This is a genomic window from Streptomyces sp. B5E4 (assembly GCF_039871555.1).
Lineage (GTDB): Bacteria > Actinomycetota > Actinomycetes > Streptomycetales > Streptomycetaceae > Streptomyces.
Genome location: NZ_JBDPMI010000045.1, coordinates 26,500 through 47,755, shown reverse-complemented (window position 1 = coordinate 47,755; position 21,256 = coordinate 26,500). Strand labels below are relative to the sequence as shown.

The window sequence follows — 21,256 nt, the reverse complement described above, 5'->3', positions numbered from 1 at the left end:
CTCCCCCCCCACCGCCGCCCCACCCCCCACCCGCCTCCGCGCGGAAGCCGTCGCCCTGGGCTCCCCTCCCCGCCCAGTGACTACCTACAGGCCCCCGATGGATACTGAACGTGGATATCCAGCCGAGGGGGAACACACATGGCGCGTCCAGAGATCCCGGGAAACCCCGAGCGCGACCGGCCCCGTATCCGGCCCCGCGAGGCGCCCCGGGAGCTGCCCCGGCAGGCCCCCCGGGAGTTACCCGCCCCCGGCGGACGTCCCCTCCCCGCCCGCCGCCGCGGCGAGGAAGCCGCCGCCCGGATTCACCCGCCCGGCGAGCTCCCCCTCGAAGACGTCCCCACCCGCGAGGAGTGCTGGGACATGCTCGGTTCCGACGTACGGGCCCGGCTCCAGGCCAGGGCCGGCACCATCCTGGAGTGGTGGGCCCGCCTCGACCGCACCGGCCGCCCCCGCGCCGTCGTCCTCGGGCCCAACGGGCTGTGCAAGGCGAACCCCGTCAGCCTCCACGGCAGGGAGACCCACGTCGTCGCCCCGCTTCGGCTGGACCCCCGCGCCATGCGCCGGCAGTCCTTCACCGGCCGCCAGTCCTCCGACACCGGCGGCCAGTCCTTCGACGCCACCGGTACGCCCCCCGCCGCCCGCGCGACCGGCGGCGCCCGCCCCGTCCCCACCATCGACCTCGGCCTCGACGCCGACACCACAGCCGTCCTCGGGAACTTTCCCCCCGCCGTCCAGGACTTCCTCCAGCGCCCCTTCCTGCACGGCGACTCCCGCGGCGTCGTCTCGGACTGGGACTACCAGGAGGCGACCGAGTTCACCCACCGGCGCCTCTCGCTGCTCTTCGTCCTGTCCGCCGACCGCAACGTGACCTTCGCCTCGGGCGTACGCATCCTGCCCCGCGGGCACTCCCCGGAGCACGCACACTGGGAAGTCGAGTGCTACCACGCGCCCGTACGGGGGTAGGGGCGCGCCGCTGAGGCCGTGTGGTATTTGGGCCGATTGGCGCGAGCCGAGCGCCGTATGGCACACTATCCGGGTTGCTCGGCTGAGCGTCGATGCTGCGCGCCTCCCGCCGGGAGGACCGGAAGCGAGTCCCACGTATTCGTCGCCCCTCATCAGGGGCGGAAGTACGGGAATCTTCCGGGAAGCGTCAGCGGGGTGCAGGCCAGGGCACTCGGTGGGATCTTCCCCCCTCTTCCTGCAAGGAAAACTCCTGCGGACCACGGACCTCCGTGGGTGTCCGTAGGAGAAATGCTTTCGCGGGAGAAATGCGGGGAGGGTTGCGACACGCCCGACCGCGTGGGTCGGGGAACGGGTACGCGACGAGACCACCGGGCGCCGGAGCGCTACGAGAACAGGACTGCTGAGAAGCCATGGCGGGACAGAAGATCCGCATCCGGCTCAAGGCCTACGACCACGAGGTCATCGACTCCTCGGCGAAGAAGATCGTCGAGACGGTGACCCGCACTGGTGCGTCGGTCGCGGGCCCGGTGCCGCTGCCCACTGAGAAGAACGTGTACTGCGTCATCAAGTCGCCGCACAAGTACAAGGACGCGCGCGAGCACTTCGAGATGCGTACCCACAAGCGTCTGATCGACATCCTCGACCCGACCCCCAAGACCGTTGACTCGCTGATGCGCCTGGACCTCCCGGCCGGCGTCGACATCGAGATCAAGCTCTGAGAGGTCGCGAAGAGATGGCTAAGCAGATCAAGGGTGTCCTGGGCGAGAAGCTCGGCATGACCCAGGTCTGGGACGAGAACAACCGTGTCGTCCCCGTGACCGTGGTCAAGGCCGGCCCCTGTGTCGTCACCCAGGTCCACACCGCAGACTCCGACGGCTACGACGCCGTCCAGATCGCCTTCGGCGAGATCGACCCGCGCAAGGTGAACAAGCCCCTCAAGGGCCACTTCGCCAAGGCCGACGTCACTCCCCGCCGCCACCTGGTGGAGATCCGCACCGCGGATGCCTCCGAGTACACCCTCGGCCAGGAGGTGACCGCCGAGACCTTCGAGGCCGGCGTGAAGGTCGACGTGACCGGCAAGAGCAAGGGCAAGGGCTTCGCCGGTGTCATGAAGCGCCACGGCTTCGCCGGCGGCAAGGCCAGCCACGGCGCCCACCGCGTGCACCGCAAGCCGGGCTCCATCGGTGGCTGCGCCACCCCGGGCCGCGTGTTCAAGGGCATGCGGATGGCCGGCCGGATGGGCAACCAGCGGGTCACCACCCAGAACCTGACCGTCCACGCCGTTGACGCGGAGAAGGGACTGCTGCTCATCAAGGGCGCCGTCCCCGGTCCGAACGGCGGCCTCGTCCTGGTCCGTAGCGCGGCCAAGGGGGCCTGAGGTAATGAGCACCGTTGACATCCTTTCGCCGGCGGGCGAGAAGGCCGGGACCGTCGAACTCCCCGCGGAGATCTTCGACGCGCAGGTCAGCATTCCGCTGATCCACCAGGTCGTCACCGCCCAGCTGGCCGCTGCCCGCCAGGGCACGCACAAAGTGAAGACCCGCGGCGAGGTCCGCGGCGGCGGCAAGAAGCCGTACCGCCAGAAGGGCACCGGCCGTGCCCGGCAGGGCTCGATCCGCGCCCCGCAGTTCGCGGGCGGCGGCGTCGTGCACGGCCCCGTGCCGCGCGACTACTCGCAGCGGACCCCGAAGAAGATGAAGGCCGCCGCGCTGCGCGGCGCCCTCTCGGACCGGGCGCGCCTCGGCCGGATCCACGTCGTCACCGGCGTGGTCGACGGCGAGGTCTCGACGAAGGCCGCCAAGACCCTCCTCGGCAAGGTCAGCGAGCGCAAGAACGTGCTGCTGATCATCGAGCGGGACGACGACCTGTCGCTGCTGTCCGCCCGGAACCTGCCCGACGTGCACATCCTGGACGCCGGTCAGCTCAACACGTACGACGTGCTCGTCTCCGACGACGTGGTCTTCACGCAGGCCGCCTTCGAGCGGTTCGTGACCGGCCCCGTCAAGGGCGGCAAGGCCGTGGCCGACGAGGTCGAGCTCCAGAAGGCTGAAGGGAGCGACGCCTGATGGTCGACATGGACAAGACCGAGACCGAGGCCGCGGACGAGACGGCGACCGGGTTCACCGTCACCAGCAAGACCTACGACGACCCGCGCGACGTGCTGCTCAAGCCCGTCGTCTCGGAGAAGAGCTACGCGCTGCTCGACGAGAACAAGTACACGTTCATCGTCGACCCGCGGGCGAACAAGACCCAGATCCGGCAGGCCGTGGAGAAGGTCTTCCAGGTCAAGGTCATCGGGGTCAACACGATCAACCGCCAGGGCAAGCGCAAGCGCACCCGCACCGGCTACGGCAAGCGCGCCGACACCAAGCGCGCCATCGTGACCGTCGCCGAGGGCGAGCGCATCGACATCTTCGGCGGCCCGGTCTCCTGACGGGGACCGACAGGGCTGTCCGTCACGGACGAGGACTGAAGAAATGGGTATCCGCAAGTACAAGCCGACGACTCCTGGCCGTCGTGGCGCCAGCGTCGCCGACTTCGTCGAGGTAACGCGGTCCACGCCGGAGAAGTCGCTGGTCCGCCCGCTGCACAGCAAGGGCGGCCGAAACAATTCCGGTCGTGTGACCGTCCGCCACCAGGGCGGTGGCCACAAGCGCGCCTTCCGCGTGATCGACTTCCGTCGGCACGACAAGGACGGCGTCCCCGCCCGGGTCGCGCACATCGAGTACGACCCGAACCGCACCGCGCGCATCGCGCTGCTGCACTACGCCGACGGCGAGAAGCGCTACATCCTCGCGCCGGCCGGCCTGAAGCAGGGCGACCGGATCGAGAACGGCGCCGGCGCGGACATCAAGCCGGGCAACGCGATGCCGCTGCGCAACATCCCGGTCGGTACCGTCATCCACGCCATCGAGCTGCAGCCCGGCGGCGGTGCGAAGTTCGCCCGCTCCGCCGGTGCGCACGTGCAGCTGCTGGCGAAGGAGGGCCGCATGGCCCACCTGCGGATGCCGTCCGGCGAGATCCGGCTGGTCGACATCCGCTGCCGCGCCACGGTCGGCGAGGTCGGCAACGCCGAACAGTCGAACATCAACTGGGGCAAGGCCGGCCGCATGCGCTGGAAGGGCGTGCGCCCGACCGTCCGCGGTGTCGTGATGAACCCGATCGACCACCCGCACGGCGGTGGCGAGGGCAGGACCTCCGGTGGTCGCCACCCGGTCTCGCCCTGGGGCCAGAAGGAAGGCCGTACGCGCTCGCCGAAGAAGGCGAGCAGCAAGTACATCGTCCGCCGCCGCAAGACGAACAAGAAGCGCTAGGAGCGGGTGGAGTAGAGATGCCGCGCAGTCTGAAGAAGGGGCCCTTCGTCGACGACCACCTCATCAAGAAGGTGGACACGCAGAACGAAGCAGGCACCAAGAACGTCATCAAGACCTGGTCCCGCCGCTCGATGATCATCCCGGCCATGCTGGGTCACACGATCGCGGTGCATGACGGCAAGAAGCACGTCCCGGTGTTCGTCACCGAGTCGATGGTCGGGCACAAGCTCGGCGAGTTCGCGCCTACCCGCACCTTCAAGGGCCACGTCAAGGACGACCGCAAGTCGCGTCGTCGCTGACCTGCGGAGTGCGAAGACCATGACTCACACCGAAGGGACAACCATGGAAGCCAGGGCCTCCGCGCGCTATGTGCGCGTCACGCCCATGAAGGCCCGCCGTGTGGTGGACCTCATCCGTGGCATGAATGCCACGGAGGCTCAGGCGGTCCTGCGTTTCGCCCCGCAGGCCGCGAGCTTGCCCGTCGGCAAGGTGCTGGACAGCGCCATCGCCAACGCGGCGCACAACTACGACCACACCGACGTCGACAGCCTCTTCGTCAAGGAGGCGTACGTCGACGAGGGCCCGACCTGGAAGCGGTTCCGGCCCCGCGCGCAGGGCCGGGCGTACCGGATCCGCAAGCGCACCAGCCACATCACGCTGGTCGTCGGCAGCAAGGAAGGGACCCGGTAATGGGCCAGAAGGTAAACCCGCACGGGTTCCGGCTTGGCATCACCACCGACTTCAAGTCGCGCTGGTATGCCGACAAGCTGTACAAGGACTACATCAAGGAAGACGTCGCCATCCGCCGGATGATGACGAAGGGCATGGAGCGCGCCGGCATCTCCAAGGTGGAGATCGAGCGCACCCGTGACCGCGTCCGCGTCGACATCCACACCGCCCGGCCGGGCATCGTCATCGGCCGCCGCGGCGCGGAGGCCGATCGCATCCGCGGCGAGCTGGAGAAGCTCACCGGCAAGCAGGTGCAGCTCAACATCCTTGAGGTCAAGAACCCCGAGACCGACGCGCAGCTCGTGGCCCAGGCCGTCGCCGAGCAGCTCTCCTCGCGTGTCTCCTTCCGCCGGGCCATGCGCAAGAGCATGCAGTCCTCGATGAAGGCGGGCGCGAAGGGCATCAAGATCCAGTGCGGCGGGCGGCTCGGCGGCGCCGAGATGTCCCGCTCGGAGTTCTACCGCGAGGGCCGGGTCCCCCTGCACACCCTGCGCGCCAACGTCGACTACGGCTTCTTCGAGGCCCGTACGACCTTCGGCCGCATCGGTGTGAAGGTCTGGATCTACAAGGGCGACGTGAAGAACATCGCCGAGGTCCGCGCCGAGAACGCCGCGGCCCGTGCCGGCAACCGCCCGTCCCGTGGCGGTGGCGGTGGCGGCGGCGGTGGCGGTGGCGACCGTCCGCGTCGCGGCGGTGAGCGCGGTGGCCGTGGCCGTCGTCCGCAGCGCGAGCAGCAGCAGGCTCCGGCTGCCGAGGCCCCCCGGGCCGAGGCCGCGAGCGCCGCAGGTAGCGCCGCGGGCCCGGCAGCCGACAGCACCGGAACGGAGGGCTGACCCATGCTCATCCCTCGTAGGGTCAAGCACCGCAAGCAGCACCACCCGAAGCGCCGCGGTCTCGCCAAGGGCGGCACCGAGCTGGCGTTCGGTGACTACGGCATCCAGGCCGCCACGGCCGCGTACGTCACCAACCGGCAGATCGAGGCCGCGCGTATCGCCATGACGCGGCACATCAAGCGTGGCGGCAAGGTGTGGATCAACATCTACCCGGACCGCCCGCTGACCAAGAAGCCCGCCGAGACCCGCATGGGCTCCGGTAAGGGCTCGCCGGAGTGGTGGGTCGCGAACGTCAAGCCCGGGCGCGTGATGTTCGAGCTGTCGTACCCGAACGAGAAGACCGCTCGTGAGGCGCTGACCCGCGCGGCTCACAAGCTTCCGATGAAGTGCCGGATCGTCCGGCGCGAGGGTGGTGAGTCGTGATGGCCGCCGGCACCAAGGCGACCGAGCTGCGTGGGCTGTCCAACGATGACCTCGTGGAGAAGCTGCGCGAGGCCAAGGAAGAGCTGTTCAACCTCCGCTTCCAGGCGGCGACCGGACAGCTTGAGAACCACGGTCGGCTGAAGGCCGTCCGCAAGGACATCGCCCGGATCTACACCCTCATGCGGGAGCGCGAGCTCGGCATCGACACGGTGGAGAGCGCCTGATGAGCGAGACGAATGTGACAGAAGAGACCAAGACCGAGCGCGGCTTCCGCAAGACCCGCGAGGGCCTCGTCGTCAGCGACAAGATGGACAAGACCGTCGTCGTCGCCGTCGAGGACCGCGTCAAGCACGCGCTGTACGGCAAGGTCATCCGCCGTACGAACAAGCTCAAGGCACACGACGAGCAGAACAGCTGCGGCGTCGGCGACCGAGTCCTCCTCATGGAGACCCGGCCGCTGTCGGCGACCAAGCGCTGGCGCGTCGTCGAGATCCTCGAGAAGGCCAAGTAAGTATTCCTGGGGGGAGCCCCCAGGACGGTTCCGCCAGGCTCGGCGGGTCCCCGCGTAGGCGGGTCCCGCCGGGAACCGGCAGACGATCAGGAGATAGACGTGATCCAGCAGGAGTCGCGACTCAAGGTCGCCGACAACACGGGTGCAAAGGAGATTCTTTGCATCCGTGTGCTCGGCGGATCGGGCCGCCGCTACGCAGGTATCGGTGACGTGGTCGTCGCCACCGTCAAGGATGCGATCCCGGGTGGCAACGTCAAGAAGGGCGACGTCGTCAAGGCGGTCGTCGTGCGCACCGTCAAGGAGCGCCGCCGGCCGGACGGCTCGTACATCCGCTTCGACGAGAACGCCGCCGTCATCCTCAAGGCCGACGGCGACCCCCGTGGCACCCGTATCTTCGGCCCGGTCGGCCGTGAGCTGCGCGAGAAGAGGTTCATGAAGATCATCTCGCTCGCGCCGGAGGTGCTGTAGCACATGAAGATCAAGAAGGGCGACCTGGTTCAGGTCATCACCGGCAAGGACAGGGGCAAGCAGGGCAAGGTCATCGCGGCCTTCCCGCGCGAGGACCGTGTCCTGGTCGAGGGTGTCAACCGGGTCAAGAAGCACACCAAGGCCGGCCAGACGGCCCGCGGGTCCAAGACCGGCGGGATCATCACGACCGAGGCCCCGATTCACGTCAGCAACGTTCAGTTGGTGGTGGAGAAGGACGGCCAGAAGGTCGTGACCCGGGTCGGCTACCGCTTCGACGACGAGGGCAACAAGATCCGCGTTGCCAAGCGGACGGGTGAGGACATCTGATGACTGCCACCACCACCGTCCCGCGCCTCAAGCAGCGCTACCGGGACGAGCTCCAGGCCAAGCTGAAGGACGAGTTCTCGTACGAGAACGTCATGCAGATCCCCGGCCTGACCAAGATCGTGGTCAACATGGGTGTGGGCGATGCCGCCCGCGACTCCAAGCTGATCGAGGGCGCCATCAAGGACCTCGCCACGATCACCGGCCAGAAGCCGTCCGTGACGAAGGCCCGGAAGTCCATCGCGCAGTTCAAGCTGCGCGAGGGCATGCCGATCGGCGCCCACGTCACGCTCCGCGGCGACCGGATGTGGGAGTTCCTCGACCGGCTGCTGTCGCTCGCGCTGCCGCGCATCCGCGACTTCCGCGGCCTGTCGCCGAAGCAGTTCGACGGCCGGGGCAACTACACCTTCGGTCTCACGGAACAGGTCATGTTCCACGAGATCGACCCTGACAAGATCGACCGGGTCCGGGGCATGGACATCACCGTGGTCACCACGGCGAGCAACGACGACGAGGGCCGCGCCCTGCTTCGTCTCCTCGGCTTCCCGTTCAAGGAGGCATGAGCCGTGGCAAAGAAGGCCCTGATCGCGAAGGCCGGCCGTAAGCCGAAGTTCAAGGTGCGCGGTTACACGCGCTGCCAGCGCTGCGGCCGTCCGCACTCCGTGTACCGCAAGTTCGGCCTGTGCCGCGTGTGCCTGCGTGAGATGGCGCACCGGGGCGAGCTGCCGGGCGTGACCAAGAGCTCCTGGTGATCCGCCGGATCACCGGGACGCTTTGACCGACTACTACGCCGTAGGTCCCCGCACCACACCCGTCCTCGTACCGAGGGAGAGGGACGGTGCAGACAGGAAACCGCGGCGAGAGAGGCCGAAGGCCATCACATGACCATGACCGATCCGATCGCAGACATGCTGACCCGTCTGCGGAACGCGAACTCGGCGTACCACGACACCGTGACGATGCCGCACAGCAAGATCAAGACGCACATCGCGGAGATCCTCCAGCAGGAGGGCTACATCAGCGGCTGGAAGACCGAGGAGGCCCGTGTGGGCCAGAGCCTCGTTCTGGAGCTGAAGTACGGCCCGAACCGCGAGCGCTCGATCGCGGGCATCAAGCGGATCTCGAAGCCGGGTCTGCGGGTCTACGCAAAGTCCACCAACCTGCCGAAGGTGCTCGGCGGCCTGGGGGTGGCGATCATCTCCACCTCCCACGGGCTGCTCACCGACAAGCAGGCAGGCAAGAAGGGCGTGGGCGGGGAAGTCCTCGCCTACGTCTGGTAACGGAAGGGAACGGAGGTAAAGCCATGTCGCGTATTGGCAAGCTGCCCATCCAGGTTCCCGCCGGCGTGGACGTCACCATCGATGGCCGTACGGTCAACGTGAAGGGCCCCAAGGGCTCCCTCGCGCACACCGTCGTCGCGCCCATCGACGTCGCCCGTGGCGACGACGGCACGATCGTCGTCAGCCGCCCGAACGACGAGCGCAAGAGCCGGGCGCTGCACGGCCTGTCGCGCACGCTGGTGGCGAACATGGTCACCGGTGTGACCCAGGGCTACGTGAAGAAGCTGGAGATCAGCGGGGTCGGCTACCGCGTCCAGGCGAAGGGCTCCCACCTGGAGTTCTCGCTGGGCTACAGCCACCCGATCCTCATCGAGGCCCCCGAGGGCATCACCTTCAAGGTCGAGAACCCGACGCACTTCAGCGTCGAGGGCATCGACAAGCAGAAGGTCGGCGAGGTCGCCGCGAAGATCCGCAAGCTCCGCAAGCCCGACCCGTACAAGGCCAAGGGCGTCAAGTACGAGGGCGAGTACATCCAGCGCAAGGTCGGAAAGGCGGGTAAGTAAGCCATGGCATACGGTGTGAAGATCGCCAAGGGCAGTGCCCGCAAGGCGGCCGCCGTCAAGCGCCGGCACATCCGCGTGCGGAAGAAGATCTCCGGTACGCCGGACCGCCCGCGCCTGGTCGTGACCCGCTCGAACCGCCACATGGTCGCGCAGGTCGTCGACGACATCGCCGGCCACACGGTGGCCTCGGCCTCCTCGATGGACACGTCCGTCCGCGGAGCCGAGGGCGACAAGACGGCGCAGGCCAAGCAGGTCGGCGCGCTGGTCGCCGAGCGGGCGAAGGCCGCCGGAGTCGAGGCCGTGGTGTTCGACCGCGGTGGCAACAAGTACGCCGGGCGCATTGCCGCCCTGGCCGACGCCGCCCGCGATGCCGGGCTGAAGTTCTGAGAGAGGAAGTCCAATGGCTGGACCCCAGCGCCGCGGTGGCGGCGCCGGCGGCGGCGAGCGGCGGGACCGGAAGGGCCGGGACGGCGGCGCTGCTGCCGACAAGACCGCGTATGTTGAGCGCGTTGTCGCGATCAACCGAGTCGCCAAGGTTGTGAAGGGTGGTCGTCGCTTCAGCTTCACCGCGCTGGTCGTGGTGGGTGACGGCGACGGCACCGTGGGTGTCGGGTACGGGAAGGCCAAGGAGGTGCCGGCCGCCATCGCCAAGGGTGTCGAGGAGGCCAAGAAGCACTTCTTCAAGGTCCCCCGGATCCAGGGCACCATCCCGCACCCGATCCAGGGTGAGGAGGCCGCGGGTGTCGTGCTGCTGAAGCCGGCGTCGCCCGGTACCGGTGTGATCGCCGGTGGCCCGGTGCGTGCCGTGCTGGAGTGCGCGGGCATCCACGACGTGCTGAGCAAGTCGCTCGGCTCGTCGAACCCGATCAACATCGTGCACGCCACGACGGCCGCACTGAAGGGCCTGCAGCGCCCCGAGGAGATCGCCGCCCGCCGTGGCCTGCCGCTGGAGGACGTGGCGCCCGCCGCTATGCTGCGCGCCCGCGCTGGGGTGAACGGCTGATGGCACAGCTGAAGATCACCCAGCGCAAGTCCTACATCGGGAGCAAGCAGAACCACCGGGACACGCTGCGTACGCTCGGCCTGCGCCGGCTCCACGACAGCGTGGTCCGCGAGGACAGTCCCCAGGTGCGCGGCATGGTGCACACCGTCCGCCACCTGGTGACGGTCGAGGAGGTCGACTGACATGGCCGTCCAGGACGCGGCGGAGCAGAAGCCGCTGAAGATCCACAACCTGCGGCCGGCTCCGGGCGCCAAGAAGCCGAAGACCCGTGTGGGTCGAGGCGAGGCGTCCAAGGGCAAGACCGCGGGCCGCGGTACCAAGGGCACCAAGGCCCGCTACCAGGTGCCGGAGCGCTTCGAGGGCGGGCAGATGCCGCTGCACATGCGGCTGCCGAAGCTCAAGGGCTTCAAGAACCCCGCCCGCAAGGTGTACCAGGTGGTGAACCTGGACAAGCTGGCCGAGCTGTACCCCGAGGGCGGCGAGGTCACGGTGGCCGACCTGGTCGCCAAGGGCGCGGTGCGCAAGAACGAGCTCGTGAAGGTGCTGGGCAACGGGGACGTCTCCGTGGCGCTGCAGGTGGCCGTCGACAAGGTCTCCGGCTCCGCCCGCGAGAAGATCACCGCCGCCGGTGGCTCGGTCACCGAGCGCGTCTGAGTGTGACGAGCAACCGGGGATGTCCCGCATGGGCATCCCCGGTTGGTCGTTCCACGGCAGCCGCACCCCCCGGTAAGGTGGCGTGCACTGTCCCTACCCATGTGGGCGTACGCCTGCGTGGTACGTCTACCGACCATCCGCTGAACAAATGACCCGTCAGCCCTCGTGATGAAGCATGGGGGCCGCAGGAGGCACCGTGCTCACCGCGTTCGCCCGGGCGTTCAAGACACCCGACCTGCGCAAGAAGCTGCTGTTCGTGCTGGGCATCATCGTGATCTACCGGCTCGGTGCGCAGGTTCCCGTCCCCGGAACCGACTACCAGGCCGTGCAGCAATGCATGGACGAGGCCAACGCCAACCAGGGCCTGTTCGGCCTGGTCAACATGTTCAGCGGTGGGGCCCTCCTGCAGATCACCATCTTTGCGCTGGGGATCATGCCGTACATCACGGCGAGCATCATCCTGCAGCTGCTGACGGTGGTGATCCCACGGCTGGAGGCCCTCAAGAAGGAGGGCCAGTCCGGCACTGCGAAGATCACACAGTACACGCGCTATCTGACCGTCGCCCTCGCAATCCTGCAGGGCACCGGTCTGGTCGCCACGGCGCGTAGCGGCTCGCTTTTCCCGCAGTGTCAGGTCAACGACCAGATCATCCCCGACGACTCGATCTTCATCGTGATCACGATGGTGATCTGCATGACCGCCGGTACGGCGATGGTCATGTGGCTCGGCGAGCTGATCACCGACCGCGGCATCGGCAACGGCATGTCGATGCTGATGTTCATCTCGATCGCCGCCGGCTTCCCCGGCGCCCTGTGGAACATCAAGCAGTCCGGCAAGATCATCGACGGCTGGGGCGAGTTCATCGTCGTCATCGCGCTCGGCCTGGCGATGGTCGGCCTGGTGGTCTTCGTCGAGCAGGCGCAGCGCCGCATTCCCGTGCAGTACGCGAAGCGCATGATCGGGCGCCGTTCCTACGGCGGTACCTCGACGTACATCCCGCTGAAGGTCAACCAGGCGGGCGTCATCCCGGTGATCTTCGCGTCCTCGCTGCTGTACATCCCCGCCCTGGTGGTGCAGTTCACCGGCTCCAACTCCGGCGCGGCACAGTGGGTCGAGGAGAACTTCGTCACCGGTGATCATCCGGTGTACATCATCACGTACTTCCTCATGATCGTGTTCTTCGCGTTCTTCTACGTGGCCATCACGTTCAACCCCGAGGAAGTCGCGGACAACATGAAGAAGTACGGTGGCTTCATCCCGGGCATCCGGGCCGGCCGTCCCACCGCGGAGTACTTGAGCTACGTGCTCAACAGGATCACCTGGCCGGGCTCGCTCTATCTGGGTCTGATCGCGCTGGTACCGACAGTGGCGTTGGTGCTGTTCAACGCGAACCAGAACTTCCCCTTCGGCGGCACGAGCATCCTCATCATCGTGGGTGTCGGGCTTGAGACGGTGAAGCAGATCGAGAGCAAGCTGCAGCAGCATCACTACGAAGGGTTCCTCCGCTGATGCGAATCGTCCTCGTCGGGCCTCCCGGTGCGGGCAAGGGCACGCAGGCCGCCCTGCTCGCCAAGAACCTGTCCATTCCGCACGTCTCCACCGGTGACCTCTTCCGTGCCAACATCAGCAAGGGCACGGAGCTGGGCCGCCAGGCGAAGGCGTACATGGAGGCGGGCAACCTGGTGCCGGACGAGGTAACCGTGGGGATGGCCTGGGACCGCATGGAGCAGCCCGACGCTGCCGGCGGCTTCCTGCTGGACGGCTTCCCGCGGAACGTGGCGCAGGCGGTGGCGCTCGACGGGCTGCTGAAGGAGGCCGGGCTTGAGCTGGACGCCGTGCTCGACCTGGAGGTGCCGGAGGACGAGGTCGTCAAGCGGATCGCCGGCCGGCGGATCTGCCGGAACGACAGCAGCCACGTCTTCCATGTCACGTACTCCCCGCCGGAGCGCGAGGGCGTGTGCGACATCTGCGGCGGCGAGCTGTACCAGCGCGACGACGACAACGAGGACACGGTCCGCCGCCGGCTGGAGGTCTACCACGAGGAGACCGAGCCGATCATCGACTACTTCAAGGCCCAGGGCCTGGTGACGACGATCTCGGCGCTCGGCTCCGTGGCCGAGGTCACCCGGCGGGCGATGGAGGCGCTGCCCGGCGAGGTTCCCGCAGACCGGTCCTGAACCGCCGCGCAGGCCGCGAACACCCAGCCGGTCCCCGCCCGCCCGCGGGGGCCGGCTGACGCGGTTCCACGGCCCGTACGGCCCCCTGCACGGCCCGTGCCTCCGGGGGCGTACGATCCTTGCGCCACGGGCCCGTACGACCCCTGTACGACCCTTCTACGCCTTGCCCACCGGCCCCCGCCCGGCGGCCCGCGGCGGGCACGTATCGTGGACGGGGGAGACGTCCCTCGCCGGCCCAGGAGGCAGCAGCCGTCATGGTGGAGATCAAGACCCCGGAACAGATCGCGAAGATGCGGGCCGCCGGCCTCGTCGTCGCGGCCATGCACCAGGCGTGCGCCGCCGCCGCCGTGCCCGGGGCCACCACGAAGGACCTCGACGAGATCGCCGCCAAGGTCCTCGCCGACCACGGTGCCAAGCCGAACTTCCTGGGGTACGGGGGCTTCCCCGGCAACATCTGCACGTCGGTCAACGACGTCGTCGTCCACGGCATCCCGGACCGCGAGACCGTGCTGCGCGAGGGCGACGTGATCTCCATCGACGCCGGCGCCATCGTGGAGGGCTGGCACGCGGACGCCGCCATCACGGCCTTCGTCGGCTCCGGTCACAAGGCGGAGCTGCACGAGCTGAGCCGGGTGACCGAGGAGTCCATGTGGGCCGGCATCGCGGCCGTCCGCAAGGGCAACCGGCTGGTGGACATCTCCGCGGCCATCGAGGGCTACATCCGCCGCCAGCCGCGCCCGGCCGCCGGCAAGTACGGCATCGTCGAGGACTACGGCGGCCACGGCATCGGCTCGCAGATGCACATGGACCCGCACCTGCTGAACTACGTCGACAAGCGTCGCGGGCGCGGCCCCAAGCTGGTCCCGGGCTTCTGCATCGCGATCGAGCCGATGGTCAGCCTCGGCACCCCGCGCACGCACGTGCTGGCCGACGAGTGGACGGTCAAGACGGACGACGGCAGCTGGTCGAGCCACTGGGAGCACTCCGTGGCCCTCACCGAGGCCGGTCCGCTGGTGCTCACGGCCCCGGACGGCGGTCGCGAGAAGCTCGCGGCGTACGGGATCACGGCGGCCCCGGACCCGCTGGACTGAGGCCGCGGCCCGCGCGTGCCGGCGCCCGGTGTGCCCATGGGCTTAATGATCTTGCGGAACGGGCACACTCCCGATTTCGCCTTTCTGGCGCGGTCGCGTAGACTGACTCGTCGGTCCCCGTGCACCCGTGTGCCCAGGACCATCCAGGTAGCCGAATCCGGAAGGTGAAGCGCTCAAGCATGGCCAAAAAACAAGGGGCCATCGAGATCGAGGGCACCGTCGTCGAGTCTCTGCCGAACGCGATGTTCAAGGTGGAGCTCCAGAACGGGCACCAGGTCCTCGCGCACATCAGCGGCAAGATGCGGATGCACTACATCCGTATCCTTCCCGACGACAGGGTCGTGGTGGAGCTGTCTCCGTACGACCTGACGCGCGGACGGATCGTCTACCGCTACAAGTAGATCTTGCTTCGTCCCGCTCCCGTGGGGCGGGGCACCGACCCGGAGAACCTCCAGACACATGAAGGTCAAGCCGAGCGTCAAGAAGATCTGCGACAAGTGCAAGGTGATCCGCCGCCACGGCCGGGTCATGGTCATCTGCGAAAACCTGCGCCACAAGCAGCGCCAGGGCTGACGTACGCCGACCCATCGCCTCGCACCGCTCGCAGTTCCTCGCGCGACGCAACATGCGAACAAGTAAAGAAGCAGCCACCCGACCCCCACGAACGTGTGTGGGACGAAACCCCCGGCTCGGAGGCCGGGGACCCGGCTCGTAGCGAACTACGGGAACGGTGCTGCGGAAGACCTCCGACAAGACACAGGAGCCTTCAATGGCACGCGTTGCAGGTGTCGACATCCCGCGCGAGAAGCGCGTGGAGGTCGCCCTCACCTACGTGTTCGGCATCGGCCGGACGCTCTCCCAGCAGACGCTGGCCGCGACCGGGGTGAACCCCGACACCCGCGTCCGCGATCTGACCGAGGAAGAGCTCGTCAAGATCCGCGAGTTCGTGGACAACAACCTCAGGACCGAGGGTGACCTCCGCCGGGAGATCCAGGCGGACATCCGGCGCAAGGTCGAGATCGGCTGCTACCAGGGCCTGCGGCACCGCCGCGGACTGCCCGTCCACGGCCAGCGCACCTCCACCAACGCCCGCACCCGCAAGGGTCCGCGTCGCGCCATCGCCGGCAAGAAGAAGCCGGGCAAGAAGTAGTCCGCAGCGGTCCGCTCCATGCGCCCGCATCGCTGCAGGACCGACCACCTCCACGGGAGATAACACCGAATGCCTCCGAAGAGCCGAGCGGCCGGGGCCAAGAAGGTCCGCCGCAAGGAAAAGAAGAACGTGGCCCATGGCCACGCTCACATCAAGAGCACGTTCAACAACACGATCATCTCGATCACGGACCCGTCCGGGAACGTGATCTCGTGGGCCTCCGCCGGCCATGTCGGCTTCAAGGGCTCGCGCAAGTCGACGCCCTTCGCCGCCCAGATGGCCGCCGAGTCCGCCGCCCGCCGTGCCCAGGAGCACGGCATGCGCAAGGTCGACGTCTTCGTGAAGGGTCCCGGCTCCGGCCGTGAGACCGCGATCCGCTCCCTCCAGGCCACCGGCCTGGAGGTCGGGTCCATCCAGGACGTCACGCCCACCCCGCACAACGGCTGCCGCCCGCCGAAGCGCCGCCGGGTCTGAGAAAAGCGAAGTAGGAGACGACACGACATGGCGCGTTACACCGGGGCCGACTGCAAGCGTTGCCGTCGGGAGAAGCAGAAGCTCTTCCTCAAGGGAGCCAAGTGCGAGAGCGCTAAGTGCCCGATCGAGATCCGTCCTTACCCCCCGGGTGAGCACGGGCGCGGGCGCACCAAGGACAGCGAGTACCTGCTGCAGAAGCGCGAGAAGCAGAAGTGCGCGCGCATCTACGGGGTGCTGGAGAAGCAGTTCCGCGGTTACTACAACGAGGCCAACCGGCAGTCCGGCAAGACCGGTGAGAACCTGCTGCGCATCCTCGAGACGCGGCTGGACAACGTGGTCTACCGGGCCGGCTTCGCCAAGTCCCGCGACCACGCCCGCCAGCTCGTCCGGCACGGCCACATCACGGTCAACGGCCGCAAGACCGACATCCCGTCGGCCCGCGTCGTGCCGAACGACATCATCGAGGTCCGCGAGTCCTCCAGGAACCTGACCCCCTTCGCGGTGGCGCAGGCGGAGGCCGGCGACAGGACCGTCCCGGCCTGGCTGGAGGCGATCCCGACGAATCTGCGGATCCTCGTGCACAGCCTGCCCGAGCGCCAGGTGATCGACACCCAGGTGCAGGAGCAGCTCATCGTCGAGCTCTACTCGAAGTAGGTCTTCGGGCGGAAGCTCGTGGGTACGGGCGGTATGGCGCGTTTGCGCCGTGCCGCCCGTACCCTGGTCAGTACAGCGGGCGTCAAATAGCGGGCGTCCACGACTGAAGGAACACACATATGCTGATCGCTCAGCGTCCCTCTCTCACCGAAGAGGTCGTCGAGGAGTACCGCTCCCGGTTCGTCATCGAGCCGCTGGAGCCCGGCTTCGGCTACACCCTCGGCAACTCCCTCCGCCGTACGCTCCTCTCCTCGATCCCGGGTGCGGCAGTCACCAACATCCGGATCGACGGCGTTCTGCACGAGTTCACCACCGTGCCGGGCGTCAAGGAGGACGTCACCGACGTCATCCTCAACATCAAGCAGCTCGTCATCTCCTCCGAGCACGACGAGCCCGTCGTGATGTACCTGCGCAAGCAGGGCCCGGGTGTGGTGACCGCCGCCGACATCGCCCCCCCGGCCGGCGTCGAGGTGCACAACCCGGACCTGGTCCTGGCCACGCTCAACGGCAAGGGCAAGCTGGAGATGGAGCTGACCGTCGAGCGCGGCCGCGGCTACGTCTCCGCCGTGCAGAACAAGCAGGTCGGCCAGGAGATCGGCCGGATCCCGGTCGACTCCATCTACTCGCCGGTGCTCAAGGTCAGCTACAAGGTCGAGGCGACCCGTGTCGAGCAGCGCACGGACTTCGACAAGCTGATCGTCGACATCGAGTCCAAGCCGTGCATGCGCCCCCGCGACGCGGTGGCCTCGGCCGGCAAGACCCTGGTCGAGCTCTTCGGCCTGGCCCGCGAGCTGAACATCGACGCCGAAGGCATCGACATGGGCCCGTCCCCCACGGACGCCGCCCTGGCCGCGGACCTGGCGCTGCCGATCGAGGAGCTGGAGCTCACGGTCCGCTCGTACAACTGCCTCAAGCGCGAGGGCATCCACTCGGTGGGCGAGCTGGTGGCCCGCTCCGAGGCGGACCTCCTCGACATCCGCAACTTCGGCGCCAAGTCGATCGACGAGGTCAAGGCGAAGCTGGCCGGCATGGGCCTGGCCCTGAAGGACAGCCCGCCCGGATTCGACCCCACCTCGGCCGCCGACACCTTCGGCGCCGACGACGATGCCGACGCGGGCTTCGTCGAGACCGAGCAGTACTGATGTCCCGGGGGGCGCGACGCCCCCCGGACCCCGATCACCGGTACCTGACACGGCCGGTGCGGTAAAGGAGAAACACCATGCCGAAGCCCACCAAGGGCGCCCGACTGGGCGGCGGCGCGGCGCACGAGCGCGCCATGCTGCGGAACCTGGCCACCGCTCTCTTCGAGCACGGTCGCATCACCACGACCGAGGCCAAGGCCCGCAGGCTGCGTCCGTACGCCGAGCGGCTGGTGACCAAGGCGAAGAAGGGCGACCTTCACAACCGCCGGCAGGTCATGCAGCTCATCTCGGACAAGAGCGTGGTGCACACGCTGTTCACCGAGATCGGTCCGCGGTACGAGAACCGCCCGGGTGGCTACACCCGGATCACCAAGATCGGCAACCGTCGCGGCGACAACGCCAAGATGGCGGTGATCGAGCTGGTCGAGGCGCTGACCGTGCAGCAGGAGGCGGTCGGCGAGGCCGAGGCGGCGACGAAGCGCTCCGCGAAGGACGTGGCGGGCGACGAGGCGGCTGCGGGTCTGAAGAAGGACGCGGACACCGCCGAGGCGGCGGACGCGGCCGAGGACGCCGAGCCGGCGGCCGGGGCCGAGGCCGCCGAGTCCGCTGAGGCCAAGGACGCCAAGGACGCCTGACGCGCGTTTCGTGCATGACGACGGGCCCGTTTCCCTCCGGGGGAGCGGGCCCGTCGCGCTGAGAGGAACTGGGCAGTGAGTGACGAGGTGGCGGCCGGCTGGGTACGGGTGCGGCTGGACCTGTCGTACGACGGGAGCGGCTTCTCCGGCTGGGCGCGGCAGCGCGAAGGCCAGCGGACGGTGCAGGAGGAGCTGGAGACGGCCCTGCGCGTCGTCCTGCGGGCGTCCGCGCCGTACGAGCTGACGGTGGCGGGGCGCACGGACGCGGGGGTGCACGCGCGGGGGCAGGTGGCGCACGTCGACCTGCCCGCGGAGGTGTGGGCGGAGCAGGGGGAGGGCGGGGAACGGCTGCTGCGGCGGCTGGCGGGGTGGCTGCCGCACGACGTCCGGGTCTGGCGGGTGACGGCCGCGCCGCCCCACTTCAACGCCCGGTTCTCGGCGATCTGGCGCCGCTACGTCTACCGCGTCGGGGACGACCCCGGGGGCGTCGACCCGCTGCTGCGCGGGCACGTGCTGTGGCACAACCGGCCGCTCGACGCCGCCGCGATGAACGCGGCGGCGGAGCTGCTCCTCGGGGAGCACGACTTCGCGGCGTTCTGCAAGCGCCGGGAGGGGGCGACGACGATCCGGCGGCTGCTGGACCTGCACTGGGAGCGGCGGGCGGACGGGGTGCTGGAGGCGACGGTCAAGGCGGACGCCTTCTGCCACAACATGGTGCGGGCGCTGGTCGGCGCGATGCTTTTCGTCGGCGACGGGCACCGGGAGCCGGCGTGGGTGGGCCGGGTGCTGGGGGCGGCGGTACGGGACTCGGCGGTGCAGGTCGTACGGCCGCACGGGCTGACCCTGGAGGAGGTGGGCTACCCGGCGGACGAGGACCTGGCAGCCCGCAACACGGCCTCCCGCCGCCTGCGGACCTTGGGGGCCGGCTAGGGGCCCGTCCCCGCCCCCTGCCGGGTGACCGTGCGGTCCCGGGCCCGTGTGCCTCGGCCCCCGGTGCCCCCGGCATCGGTTGGGTGGGGGCATGCGCCTCCTCTCCGCCCTCTGTTCCCTCCTTCTCCTCGCCGCCTGCGCCGCCCCCTCCTCCCACACCCCCGGTGCCCGCCCCGGCGACCGCTGCCGCGGTGTCGGCTGCCTCCGTCAGATGACCCTCGCCGAGAAGGCCGGGCAGATGATCCAGGTGCAGAACGCCTTCCTCGCCGACCCCCGCGACCTCGCCCGCCTCGGCATCGGCGCCATGCTCAGCGCCGGCGACGACGGCGGTCCCCGCGGTGGGGGCAACGACGCCGCCGCGTGGGCCCGGATGGTCGAGGGGTACCAGCGGGCCGCCCTGCGCAGCAGGCTCCGCATTCCGCTGCTCTACGGCGCCGACGCCGTGCACGGCATGAGCGGCGTCACCGGGTCCGTGATCTTCCCGCACCACATCGGCATGGGCGCCACCCGCGATCCCGCTCTCGTCCGGCGCACCGAGCGCGTCGCGCGGGACGAGACGCTCGGCGCCGGGGTGCGGTGGGCGTTCACGCCGTGTGTGTGCGTACCGCGGGACGTGCGGTGGGGGCGTACGTACGAGGGGTACGCCGAGGATCCCGCCGTCGTGGGGGAGTTGGGCGCCGCCTCCGTGCGCGGCCTCCAGGGGGCCGCCCTCGGCCCCCGCTCCGTGCTCGCCACCGCCAAGCACTACGTCGGCGACGGCGGCACCGCCTACGGCACCGCCACCGGCCGGGGCCGGCTGCTGGACCAGGGCGACGTGCGGGTCTCCGAGGCGGAGCTGCGCCGCGTGCACCTCGCCCCGTACCGCGACGCCGTCGCCGCAGGCGTCGGCTCCGTCATGGCCGGCTACAGCAGCGTCCACGGCACGAAGACCCACGGCGACCGGCGGCTGCTCACCGGGGTCCTCAAGGGCGAACTCGGCTTCGGCGGCTTCGTCGTCAGCGACTACGACGCCGTGCAGCAGCTCCCCGGCAAGGACCTCGCGGCCCAGGTCGCGCGCGCCGTCGACGCCGGCATCGACATGGTCATGGTCTCCAGGGACTACCGCGGCGTGCACCGTGCGATCGTCGCCGGTGTCCGGAGCGGGGACATCCCCCTCCCGCGGGTGGACGACGCCGTGCGGCGCATCCTCGCGGCCAAGGACCGCCTCGGGCTCTTCGACCGCCCCTTCACCGACCCCGCCCGCACCGCCGGCGTCGGCTCGCCCCGGCACCGTGCCGTCGCGCGGCAGGCCGTACGGGCCTCCCAGGTGCTGCTCCGCAACGAGGGCGGCGCGCTGCCGCTGCCGCGGCGCGGCCCGTACCGCATCGTCGTCGGCGGCAACGGCGCCGACGACCTGGGGCGGCAGCTCGGCGGCTGGTCGGTCGGCTGGCAGGGCGGTACGGGCCGGACGACGCGGGGGACGACCTTCCTGGAGGCGCTGCGGCGGGCGACGGCGGGCACGGGCATCGAGGTGGCGACCGAGGGGCGCGGCGACGTCGGGATCTGGGTCGGCGGCGAGGATCCGTACGCGGAGTGGTTCGGCGACTCCGCGACCCTGGCGCTCGGGGGGCGGAACGAGGCGGACCTCGCGGACGTGTGCGGGCGCGCGAAGACGTGCGTGGGCGTCCTGTACTCCGGGCGGCCGCTGGTGCTGGGGGAGGCCCTGGCCCGTACGGACGCCTTCGTGGCGGCGTGGCTGCCGGGGACGGAGGCGCGGGGGATCACGGACGCGCTGTTCGGGGCCGGGTTCAGCGGGCGGCTGCCGGTCACCTGGCCGCGCCGGGCGGCGGACGCGGCGACGTCACGGGAGGCGGGGGCGGAGCCCCTGTTCCGGTACGGGTACGGGCGCCGGCCCTACTGAGGGGCGAGGGTCGCGGGTCCCGAGGTGTGTCGCGGGG

34 protein-coding genes are annotated in these 21,256 nt (G+C 69.4%); all 34 read left to right on the top strand.

The window, feature by feature from the left end; all coding sequences use genetic code 11:
- The first annotated feature begins 138 nt into the window (after positions 1–138).
- The 34 genes from ABGA99_RS34480 (at position 139) to ABGA99_RS34315 (ending at position 21,219) form a co-directional block, all read left to right on the top strand.
- The gene (locus tag ABGA99_RS34480) at positions 139–963 is read left to right on the top strand and encodes a hypothetical protein (RefSeq protein ID WP_347581495.1); all 825 of its coding nucleotides are present in this window, start codon (positions 139–141) and stop codon (positions 961–963) included.
- A 410-nt stretch (positions 964–1,373) separates the two neighbouring features.
- A complete protein-coding gene (gene rpsJ / locus ABGA99_RS34475) occupies positions 1,374–1,682 on the top strand; it encodes a 30S ribosomal protein S10 (protein WP_014054162.1) in 309 nt (102 codons plus the stop codon).
- A gap of 14 nt (positions 1,683–1,696) precedes the next feature.
- Positions 1,697–2,341 (top strand): 50S ribosomal protein L3, encoded by a 645-nt coding sequence (gene rplC / locus ABGA99_RS34470; RefSeq protein ID WP_018834848.1) that lies wholly within the window; start codon positions 1,697–1,699, stop codon positions 2,339–2,341.
- Between the two features lie 4 nt (positions 2,342–2,345).
- On the top strand, positions 2,346–3,029 hold the full coding sequence (rplD, locus tag ABGA99_RS34465) for a 50S ribosomal protein L4 (RefSeq protein WP_347581496.1): 684 nt from the start codon (positions 2,346–2,348) through the stop codon (positions 3,027–3,029).
- Complete coding sequence (rplW, locus tag ABGA99_RS34460) at positions 3,029–3,397, top strand: 50S ribosomal protein L23 (protein WP_181785223.1); 369 nt, start codon at positions 3,029–3,031, stop codon at positions 3,395–3,397. The genes rplD and rplW overlap by 1 nt, the downstream gene beginning before the upstream one ends.
- A gap of 43 nt (positions 3,398–3,440) precedes the next feature.
- On the top strand, positions 3,441–4,277 hold the full coding sequence (rplB, locus tag ABGA99_RS34455; RefSeq protein WP_347581497.1) for a 50S ribosomal protein L2: 837 nt from the start codon (positions 3,441–3,443) through the stop codon (positions 4,275–4,277).
- A gap of 17 nt (positions 4,278–4,294) precedes the next feature.
- Positions 4,295–4,576 (top strand): 30S ribosomal protein S19, encoded by a 282-nt coding sequence (gene rpsS, locus ABGA99_RS34450; RefSeq protein WP_018834844.1) that lies wholly within the window; start codon positions 4,295–4,297, stop codon positions 4,574–4,576.
- A gap of 43 nt (positions 4,577–4,619) precedes the next feature.
- Entirely contained in the window at positions 4,620–4,967 is a 348-nt protein-coding gene (gene rplV / locus ABGA99_RS34445) for a 50S ribosomal protein L22 (RefSeq protein WP_018834843.1), read from the top strand.
- A complete protein-coding gene (rpsC, locus tag ABGA99_RS34440) occupies positions 4,967–5,839 on the top strand; it encodes a 30S ribosomal protein S3 (protein WP_347581498.1) in 873 nt (290 codons plus the stop codon). The genes rplV and rpsC overlap by 1 nt, the downstream gene beginning before the upstream one ends.
- A gap of 3 nt (positions 5,840–5,842) precedes the next feature.
- Entirely contained in the window at positions 5,843–6,262 is a 420-nt protein-coding gene (gene rplP, locus ABGA99_RS34435) for a 50S ribosomal protein L16 (protein WP_027754754.1), read from the top strand.
- The gene (rpmC, locus tag ABGA99_RS34430) at positions 6,262–6,486 is read left to right on the top strand and encodes a 50S ribosomal protein L29 (RefSeq protein WP_281622657.1); all 225 of its coding nucleotides are present in this window, start codon (positions 6,262–6,264) and stop codon (positions 6,484–6,486) included. Before rplP ends, rpmC begins: the two co-directional genes overlap by 1 nt.
- Positions 6,486–6,773, top strand: a complete 288-nt coding sequence (rpsQ, locus tag ABGA99_RS34425; RefSeq protein ID WP_145898344.1) for a 30S ribosomal protein S17 — start codon at positions 6,486–6,488, stop codon at positions 6,771–6,773. The genes rpmC and rpsQ overlap by 1 nt, the downstream gene beginning before the upstream one ends.
- 99 nt (positions 6,774–6,872) lie before the next feature.
- Complete coding sequence (rplN, locus tag ABGA99_RS34420; protein ID WP_018834838.1) at positions 6,873–7,241, top strand: 50S ribosomal protein L14; 369 nt, start codon at positions 6,873–6,875, stop codon at positions 7,239–7,241.
- 3 nt (positions 7,242–7,244) lie between these two features.
- A complete protein-coding gene (gene rplX, locus ABGA99_RS34415) occupies positions 7,245–7,568 on the top strand; it encodes a 50S ribosomal protein L24 (protein WP_027754750.1) in 324 nt (107 codons plus the stop codon).
- The gene (rplE, locus tag ABGA99_RS34410; RefSeq protein WP_347581499.1) at positions 7,568–8,128 is read left to right on the top strand and encodes a 50S ribosomal protein L5; all 561 of its coding nucleotides are present in this window, start codon (positions 7,568–7,570) and stop codon (positions 8,126–8,128) included. Before rplX ends, rplE begins: the two co-directional genes overlap by 1 nt.
- Before the next feature lie 3 nt (positions 8,129–8,131).
- Complete coding sequence (locus ABGA99_RS34405; protein WP_018834835.1) at positions 8,132–8,317, top strand: type Z 30S ribosomal protein S14; 186 nt, start codon at positions 8,132–8,134, stop codon at positions 8,315–8,317.
- 129 nt (positions 8,318–8,446) lie between these two features.
- A complete protein-coding gene (rpsH, locus tag ABGA99_RS34400; protein ID WP_018834834.1) occupies positions 8,447–8,845 on the top strand; it encodes a 30S ribosomal protein S8 in 399 nt (132 codons plus the stop codon).
- A gap of 23 nt (positions 8,846–8,868) precedes the next feature.
- Positions 8,869–9,408 carry a 50S ribosomal protein L6 gene (gene rplF, locus ABGA99_RS34395; RefSeq protein ID WP_347581500.1) on the top strand — a complete coding sequence of 180 codons (540 nt, stop codon included), beginning with the start codon at positions 8,869–8,871 and terminating at the stop codon, positions 9,406–9,408.
- Between the two features lie 3 nt (positions 9,409–9,411).
- Entirely contained in the window at positions 9,412–9,795 is a 384-nt protein-coding gene (gene rplR, locus ABGA99_RS34390; protein WP_347581501.1) for a 50S ribosomal protein L18, read from the top strand.
- A gap of 13 nt (positions 9,796–9,808) precedes the next feature.
- On the top strand, positions 9,809–10,411 hold the full coding sequence (gene rpsE, locus ABGA99_RS34385) for a 30S ribosomal protein S5 (protein WP_125936648.1): 603 nt from the start codon (positions 9,809–9,811) through the stop codon (positions 10,409–10,411).
- A complete protein-coding gene (gene rpmD / locus ABGA99_RS34380) occupies positions 10,411–10,593 on the top strand; it encodes a 50S ribosomal protein L30 (protein ID WP_347581502.1) in 183 nt (60 codons plus the stop codon). The genes rpsE and rpmD overlap by 1 nt, the downstream gene beginning before the upstream one ends.
- Position 10,594: 1 nt before the next feature.
- Positions 10,595–11,065: a 50S ribosomal protein L15 gene (gene rplO, locus ABGA99_RS34375; protein WP_018834829.1), complete on the top strand. Its 471-nt coding sequence runs from the start codon at positions 10,595–10,597 to the stop codon at positions 11,063–11,065.
- Between the two features lie 196 nt (positions 11,066–11,261).
- On the top strand, positions 11,262–12,575 hold the full coding sequence (gene secY / locus ABGA99_RS34370) for a preprotein translocase subunit SecY (RefSeq protein ID WP_347581503.1): 1,314 nt from the start codon (positions 11,262–11,264) through the stop codon (positions 12,573–12,575).
- Entirely contained in the window at positions 12,575–13,243 is a 669-nt protein-coding gene (locus ABGA99_RS34365) for an adenylate kinase (RefSeq protein WP_347581504.1), read from the top strand. The genes secY and ABGA99_RS34365 overlap by 1 nt, the downstream gene beginning before the upstream one ends.
- A gap of 254 nt (positions 13,244–13,497) precedes the next feature.
- Positions 13,498–14,334, top strand: a complete 837-nt coding sequence (gene map, locus ABGA99_RS34360; RefSeq protein WP_347581505.1) for a type I methionyl aminopeptidase — start codon at positions 13,498–13,500, stop codon at positions 14,332–14,334.
- A 179-nt stretch (positions 14,335–14,513) separates the two neighbouring features.
- On the top strand, positions 14,514–14,735 hold the full coding sequence (gene infA / locus ABGA99_RS34355; protein ID WP_003948620.1) for a translation initiation factor IF-1: 222 nt from the start codon (positions 14,514–14,516) through the stop codon (positions 14,733–14,735).
- A 58-nt stretch (positions 14,736–14,793) separates the two neighbouring features.
- Positions 14,794–14,907: a 50S ribosomal protein L36 gene (gene rpmJ, locus ABGA99_RS34350; protein WP_009740505.1), complete on the top strand. Its 114-nt coding sequence runs from the start codon at positions 14,794–14,796 to the stop codon at positions 14,905–14,907.
- 196 nt (positions 14,908–15,103) lie between these two features.
- Positions 15,104–15,484, top strand: coding sequence for a 30S ribosomal protein S13 (rpsM, locus tag ABGA99_RS34345; protein WP_027772208.1), 381 nt, complete (start codon positions 15,104–15,106; stop codon positions 15,482–15,484).
- Between the two features lie 69 nt (positions 15,485–15,553).
- Positions 15,554–15,958: a 30S ribosomal protein S11 gene (gene rpsK / locus ABGA99_RS34340; RefSeq protein ID WP_018834824.1), complete on the top strand. Its 405-nt coding sequence runs from the start codon at positions 15,554–15,556 to the stop codon at positions 15,956–15,958.
- 27 nt (positions 15,959–15,985) lie between these two features.
- Positions 15,986–16,612, top strand: coding sequence for a 30S ribosomal protein S4 (gene rpsD / locus ABGA99_RS34335; RefSeq protein ID WP_347581506.1), 627 nt, complete (start codon positions 15,986–15,988; stop codon positions 16,610–16,612).
- Between the two features lie 119 nt (positions 16,613–16,731).
- The gene (locus ABGA99_RS34330) at positions 16,732–17,754 is read left to right on the top strand and encodes a DNA-directed RNA polymerase subunit alpha (RefSeq protein WP_347581507.1); all 1,023 of its coding nucleotides are present in this window, start codon (positions 16,732–16,734) and stop codon (positions 17,752–17,754) included.
- Between the two features lie 77 nt (positions 17,755–17,831).
- Entirely contained in the window at positions 17,832–18,389 is a 558-nt protein-coding gene (rplQ, locus tag ABGA99_RS34325) for a 50S ribosomal protein L17 (protein ID WP_347581508.1), read from the top strand.
- Positions 18,390–18,464: 75 nt separating this feature from the next.
- A complete protein-coding gene (gene truA, locus ABGA99_RS34320) occupies positions 18,465–19,319 on the top strand; it encodes a tRNA pseudouridine(38-40) synthase TruA (RefSeq protein ID WP_347584175.1) in 855 nt (284 codons plus the stop codon).
- A gap of 91 nt (positions 19,320–19,410) precedes the next feature.
- Positions 19,411–21,219 (top strand): glycoside hydrolase family 3 protein, encoded by a 1,809-nt coding sequence (locus ABGA99_RS34315; RefSeq protein ID WP_347584174.1) that lies wholly within the window; start codon positions 19,411–19,413, stop codon positions 21,217–21,219.
- Positions 21,220–21,256: the final 37 nt, after the last annotated feature.

Excerpts from the sequence above, each read along its gene's own strand:
- ABGA99_RS34480 (WP_347581495.1), top strand. The coding sequence starts at position 139 with ATGGCGCGTCCAGAGATCCCGGGAAACCCCGAGCGCGACCGGCCCCGT.
- rpsJ (WP_014054162.1), top strand. The coding sequence starts at position 1,374 with ATGGCGGGACAGAAGATCCGCATCCGGCTCAAGGCCTACGACCACGAG.
- rplC (WP_018834848.1), top strand. The coding sequence starts at position 1,697 with ATGGCTAAGCAGATCAAGGGTGTCCTGGGCGAGAAGCTCGGCATGACC.
- rplD (WP_347581496.1), top strand. The coding sequence starts at position 2,346 with ATGAGCACCGTTGACATCCTTTCGCCGGCGGGCGAGAAGGCCGGGACC.
- rplW (WP_181785223.1), top strand. The coding sequence starts at position 3,029 with ATGGTCGACATGGACAAGACCGAGACCGAGGCCGCGGACGAGACGGCG.
- rplB (WP_347581497.1), top strand. The coding sequence starts at position 3,441 with ATGGGTATCCGCAAGTACAAGCCGACGACTCCTGGCCGTCGTGGCGCC.
- rpsS (WP_018834844.1), top strand. The coding sequence starts at position 4,295 with ATGCCGCGCAGTCTGAAGAAGGGGCCCTTCGTCGACGACCACCTCATC.
- rplV (WP_018834843.1), top strand. The coding sequence starts at position 4,620 with ATGGAAGCCAGGGCCTCCGCGCGCTATGTGCGCGTCACGCCCATGAAG.
- rpsC (WP_347581498.1), top strand. The coding sequence starts at position 4,967 with ATGGGCCAGAAGGTAAACCCGCACGGGTTCCGGCTTGGCATCACCACC.
- rplP (WP_027754754.1), top strand. The coding sequence starts at position 5,843 with ATGCTCATCCCTCGTAGGGTCAAGCACCGCAAGCAGCACCACCCGAAG.
- rpmC (WP_281622657.1), top strand. The coding sequence starts at position 6,262 with ATGGCCGCCGGCACCAAGGCGACCGAGCTGCGTGGGCTGTCCAACGAT.
- rpsQ (WP_145898344.1), top strand. The coding sequence starts at position 6,486 with ATGAGCGAGACGAATGTGACAGAAGAGACCAAGACCGAGCGCGGCTTC.
- rplX (WP_027754750.1), top strand. The coding sequence starts at position 7,245 with ATGAAGATCAAGAAGGGCGACCTGGTTCAGGTCATCACCGGCAAGGAC.
- rplE (WP_347581499.1), top strand. The coding sequence starts at position 7,568 with ATGACTGCCACCACCACCGTCCCGCGCCTCAAGCAGCGCTACCGGGAC.
- rpsH (WP_018834834.1), top strand. The coding sequence starts at position 8,447 with ATGACCATGACCGATCCGATCGCAGACATGCTGACCCGTCTGCGGAAC.
- rplF (WP_347581500.1), top strand. The coding sequence starts at position 8,869 with ATGTCGCGTATTGGCAAGCTGCCCATCCAGGTTCCCGCCGGCGTGGAC.
- rplR (WP_347581501.1), top strand. The coding sequence starts at position 9,412 with ATGGCATACGGTGTGAAGATCGCCAAGGGCAGTGCCCGCAAGGCGGCC.
- rpsE (WP_125936648.1), top strand. The coding sequence starts at position 9,809 with ATGGCTGGACCCCAGCGCCGCGGTGGCGGCGCCGGCGGCGGCGAGCGG.
- rpmD (WP_347581502.1), top strand. The coding sequence starts at position 10,411 with ATGGCACAGCTGAAGATCACCCAGCGCAAGTCCTACATCGGGAGCAAG.
- rplO (WP_018834829.1), top strand. The coding sequence starts at position 10,595 with ATGGCCGTCCAGGACGCGGCGGAGCAGAAGCCGCTGAAGATCCACAAC.
- ABGA99_RS34365 (WP_347581504.1), top strand. The coding sequence starts at position 12,575 with ATGCGAATCGTCCTCGTCGGGCCTCCCGGTGCGGGCAAGGGCACGCAG.
- map (WP_347581505.1), top strand. The coding sequence starts at position 13,498 with ATGGTGGAGATCAAGACCCCGGAACAGATCGCGAAGATGCGGGCCGCC.
- infA (WP_003948620.1), top strand. The coding sequence starts at position 14,514 with ATGGCCAAAAAACAAGGGGCCATCGAGATCGAGGGCACCGTCGTCGAG.
- rpmJ (WP_009740505.1), top strand. The coding sequence starts at position 14,794 with ATGAAGGTCAAGCCGAGCGTCAAGAAGATCTGCGACAAGTGCAAGGTG.
- rpsM (WP_027772208.1), top strand. The coding sequence starts at position 15,104 with ATGGCACGCGTTGCAGGTGTCGACATCCCGCGCGAGAAGCGCGTGGAG.
- rpsK (WP_018834824.1), top strand. The coding sequence starts at position 15,554 with ATGCCTCCGAAGAGCCGAGCGGCCGGGGCCAAGAAGGTCCGCCGCAAG.
- rpsD (WP_347581506.1), top strand. The coding sequence starts at position 15,986 with ATGGCGCGTTACACCGGGGCCGACTGCAAGCGTTGCCGTCGGGAGAAG.
- ABGA99_RS34330 (WP_347581507.1), top strand. The coding sequence starts at position 16,732 with ATGCTGATCGCTCAGCGTCCCTCTCTCACCGAAGAGGTCGTCGAGGAG.
- rplQ (WP_347581508.1), top strand. The coding sequence starts at position 17,832 with ATGCCGAAGCCCACCAAGGGCGCCCGACTGGGCGGCGGCGCGGCGCAC.
- ABGA99_RS34315 (WP_347584174.1), top strand. The coding sequence starts at position 19,411 with ATGCGCCTCCTCTCCGCCCTCTGTTCCCTCCTTCTCCTCGCCGCCTGC.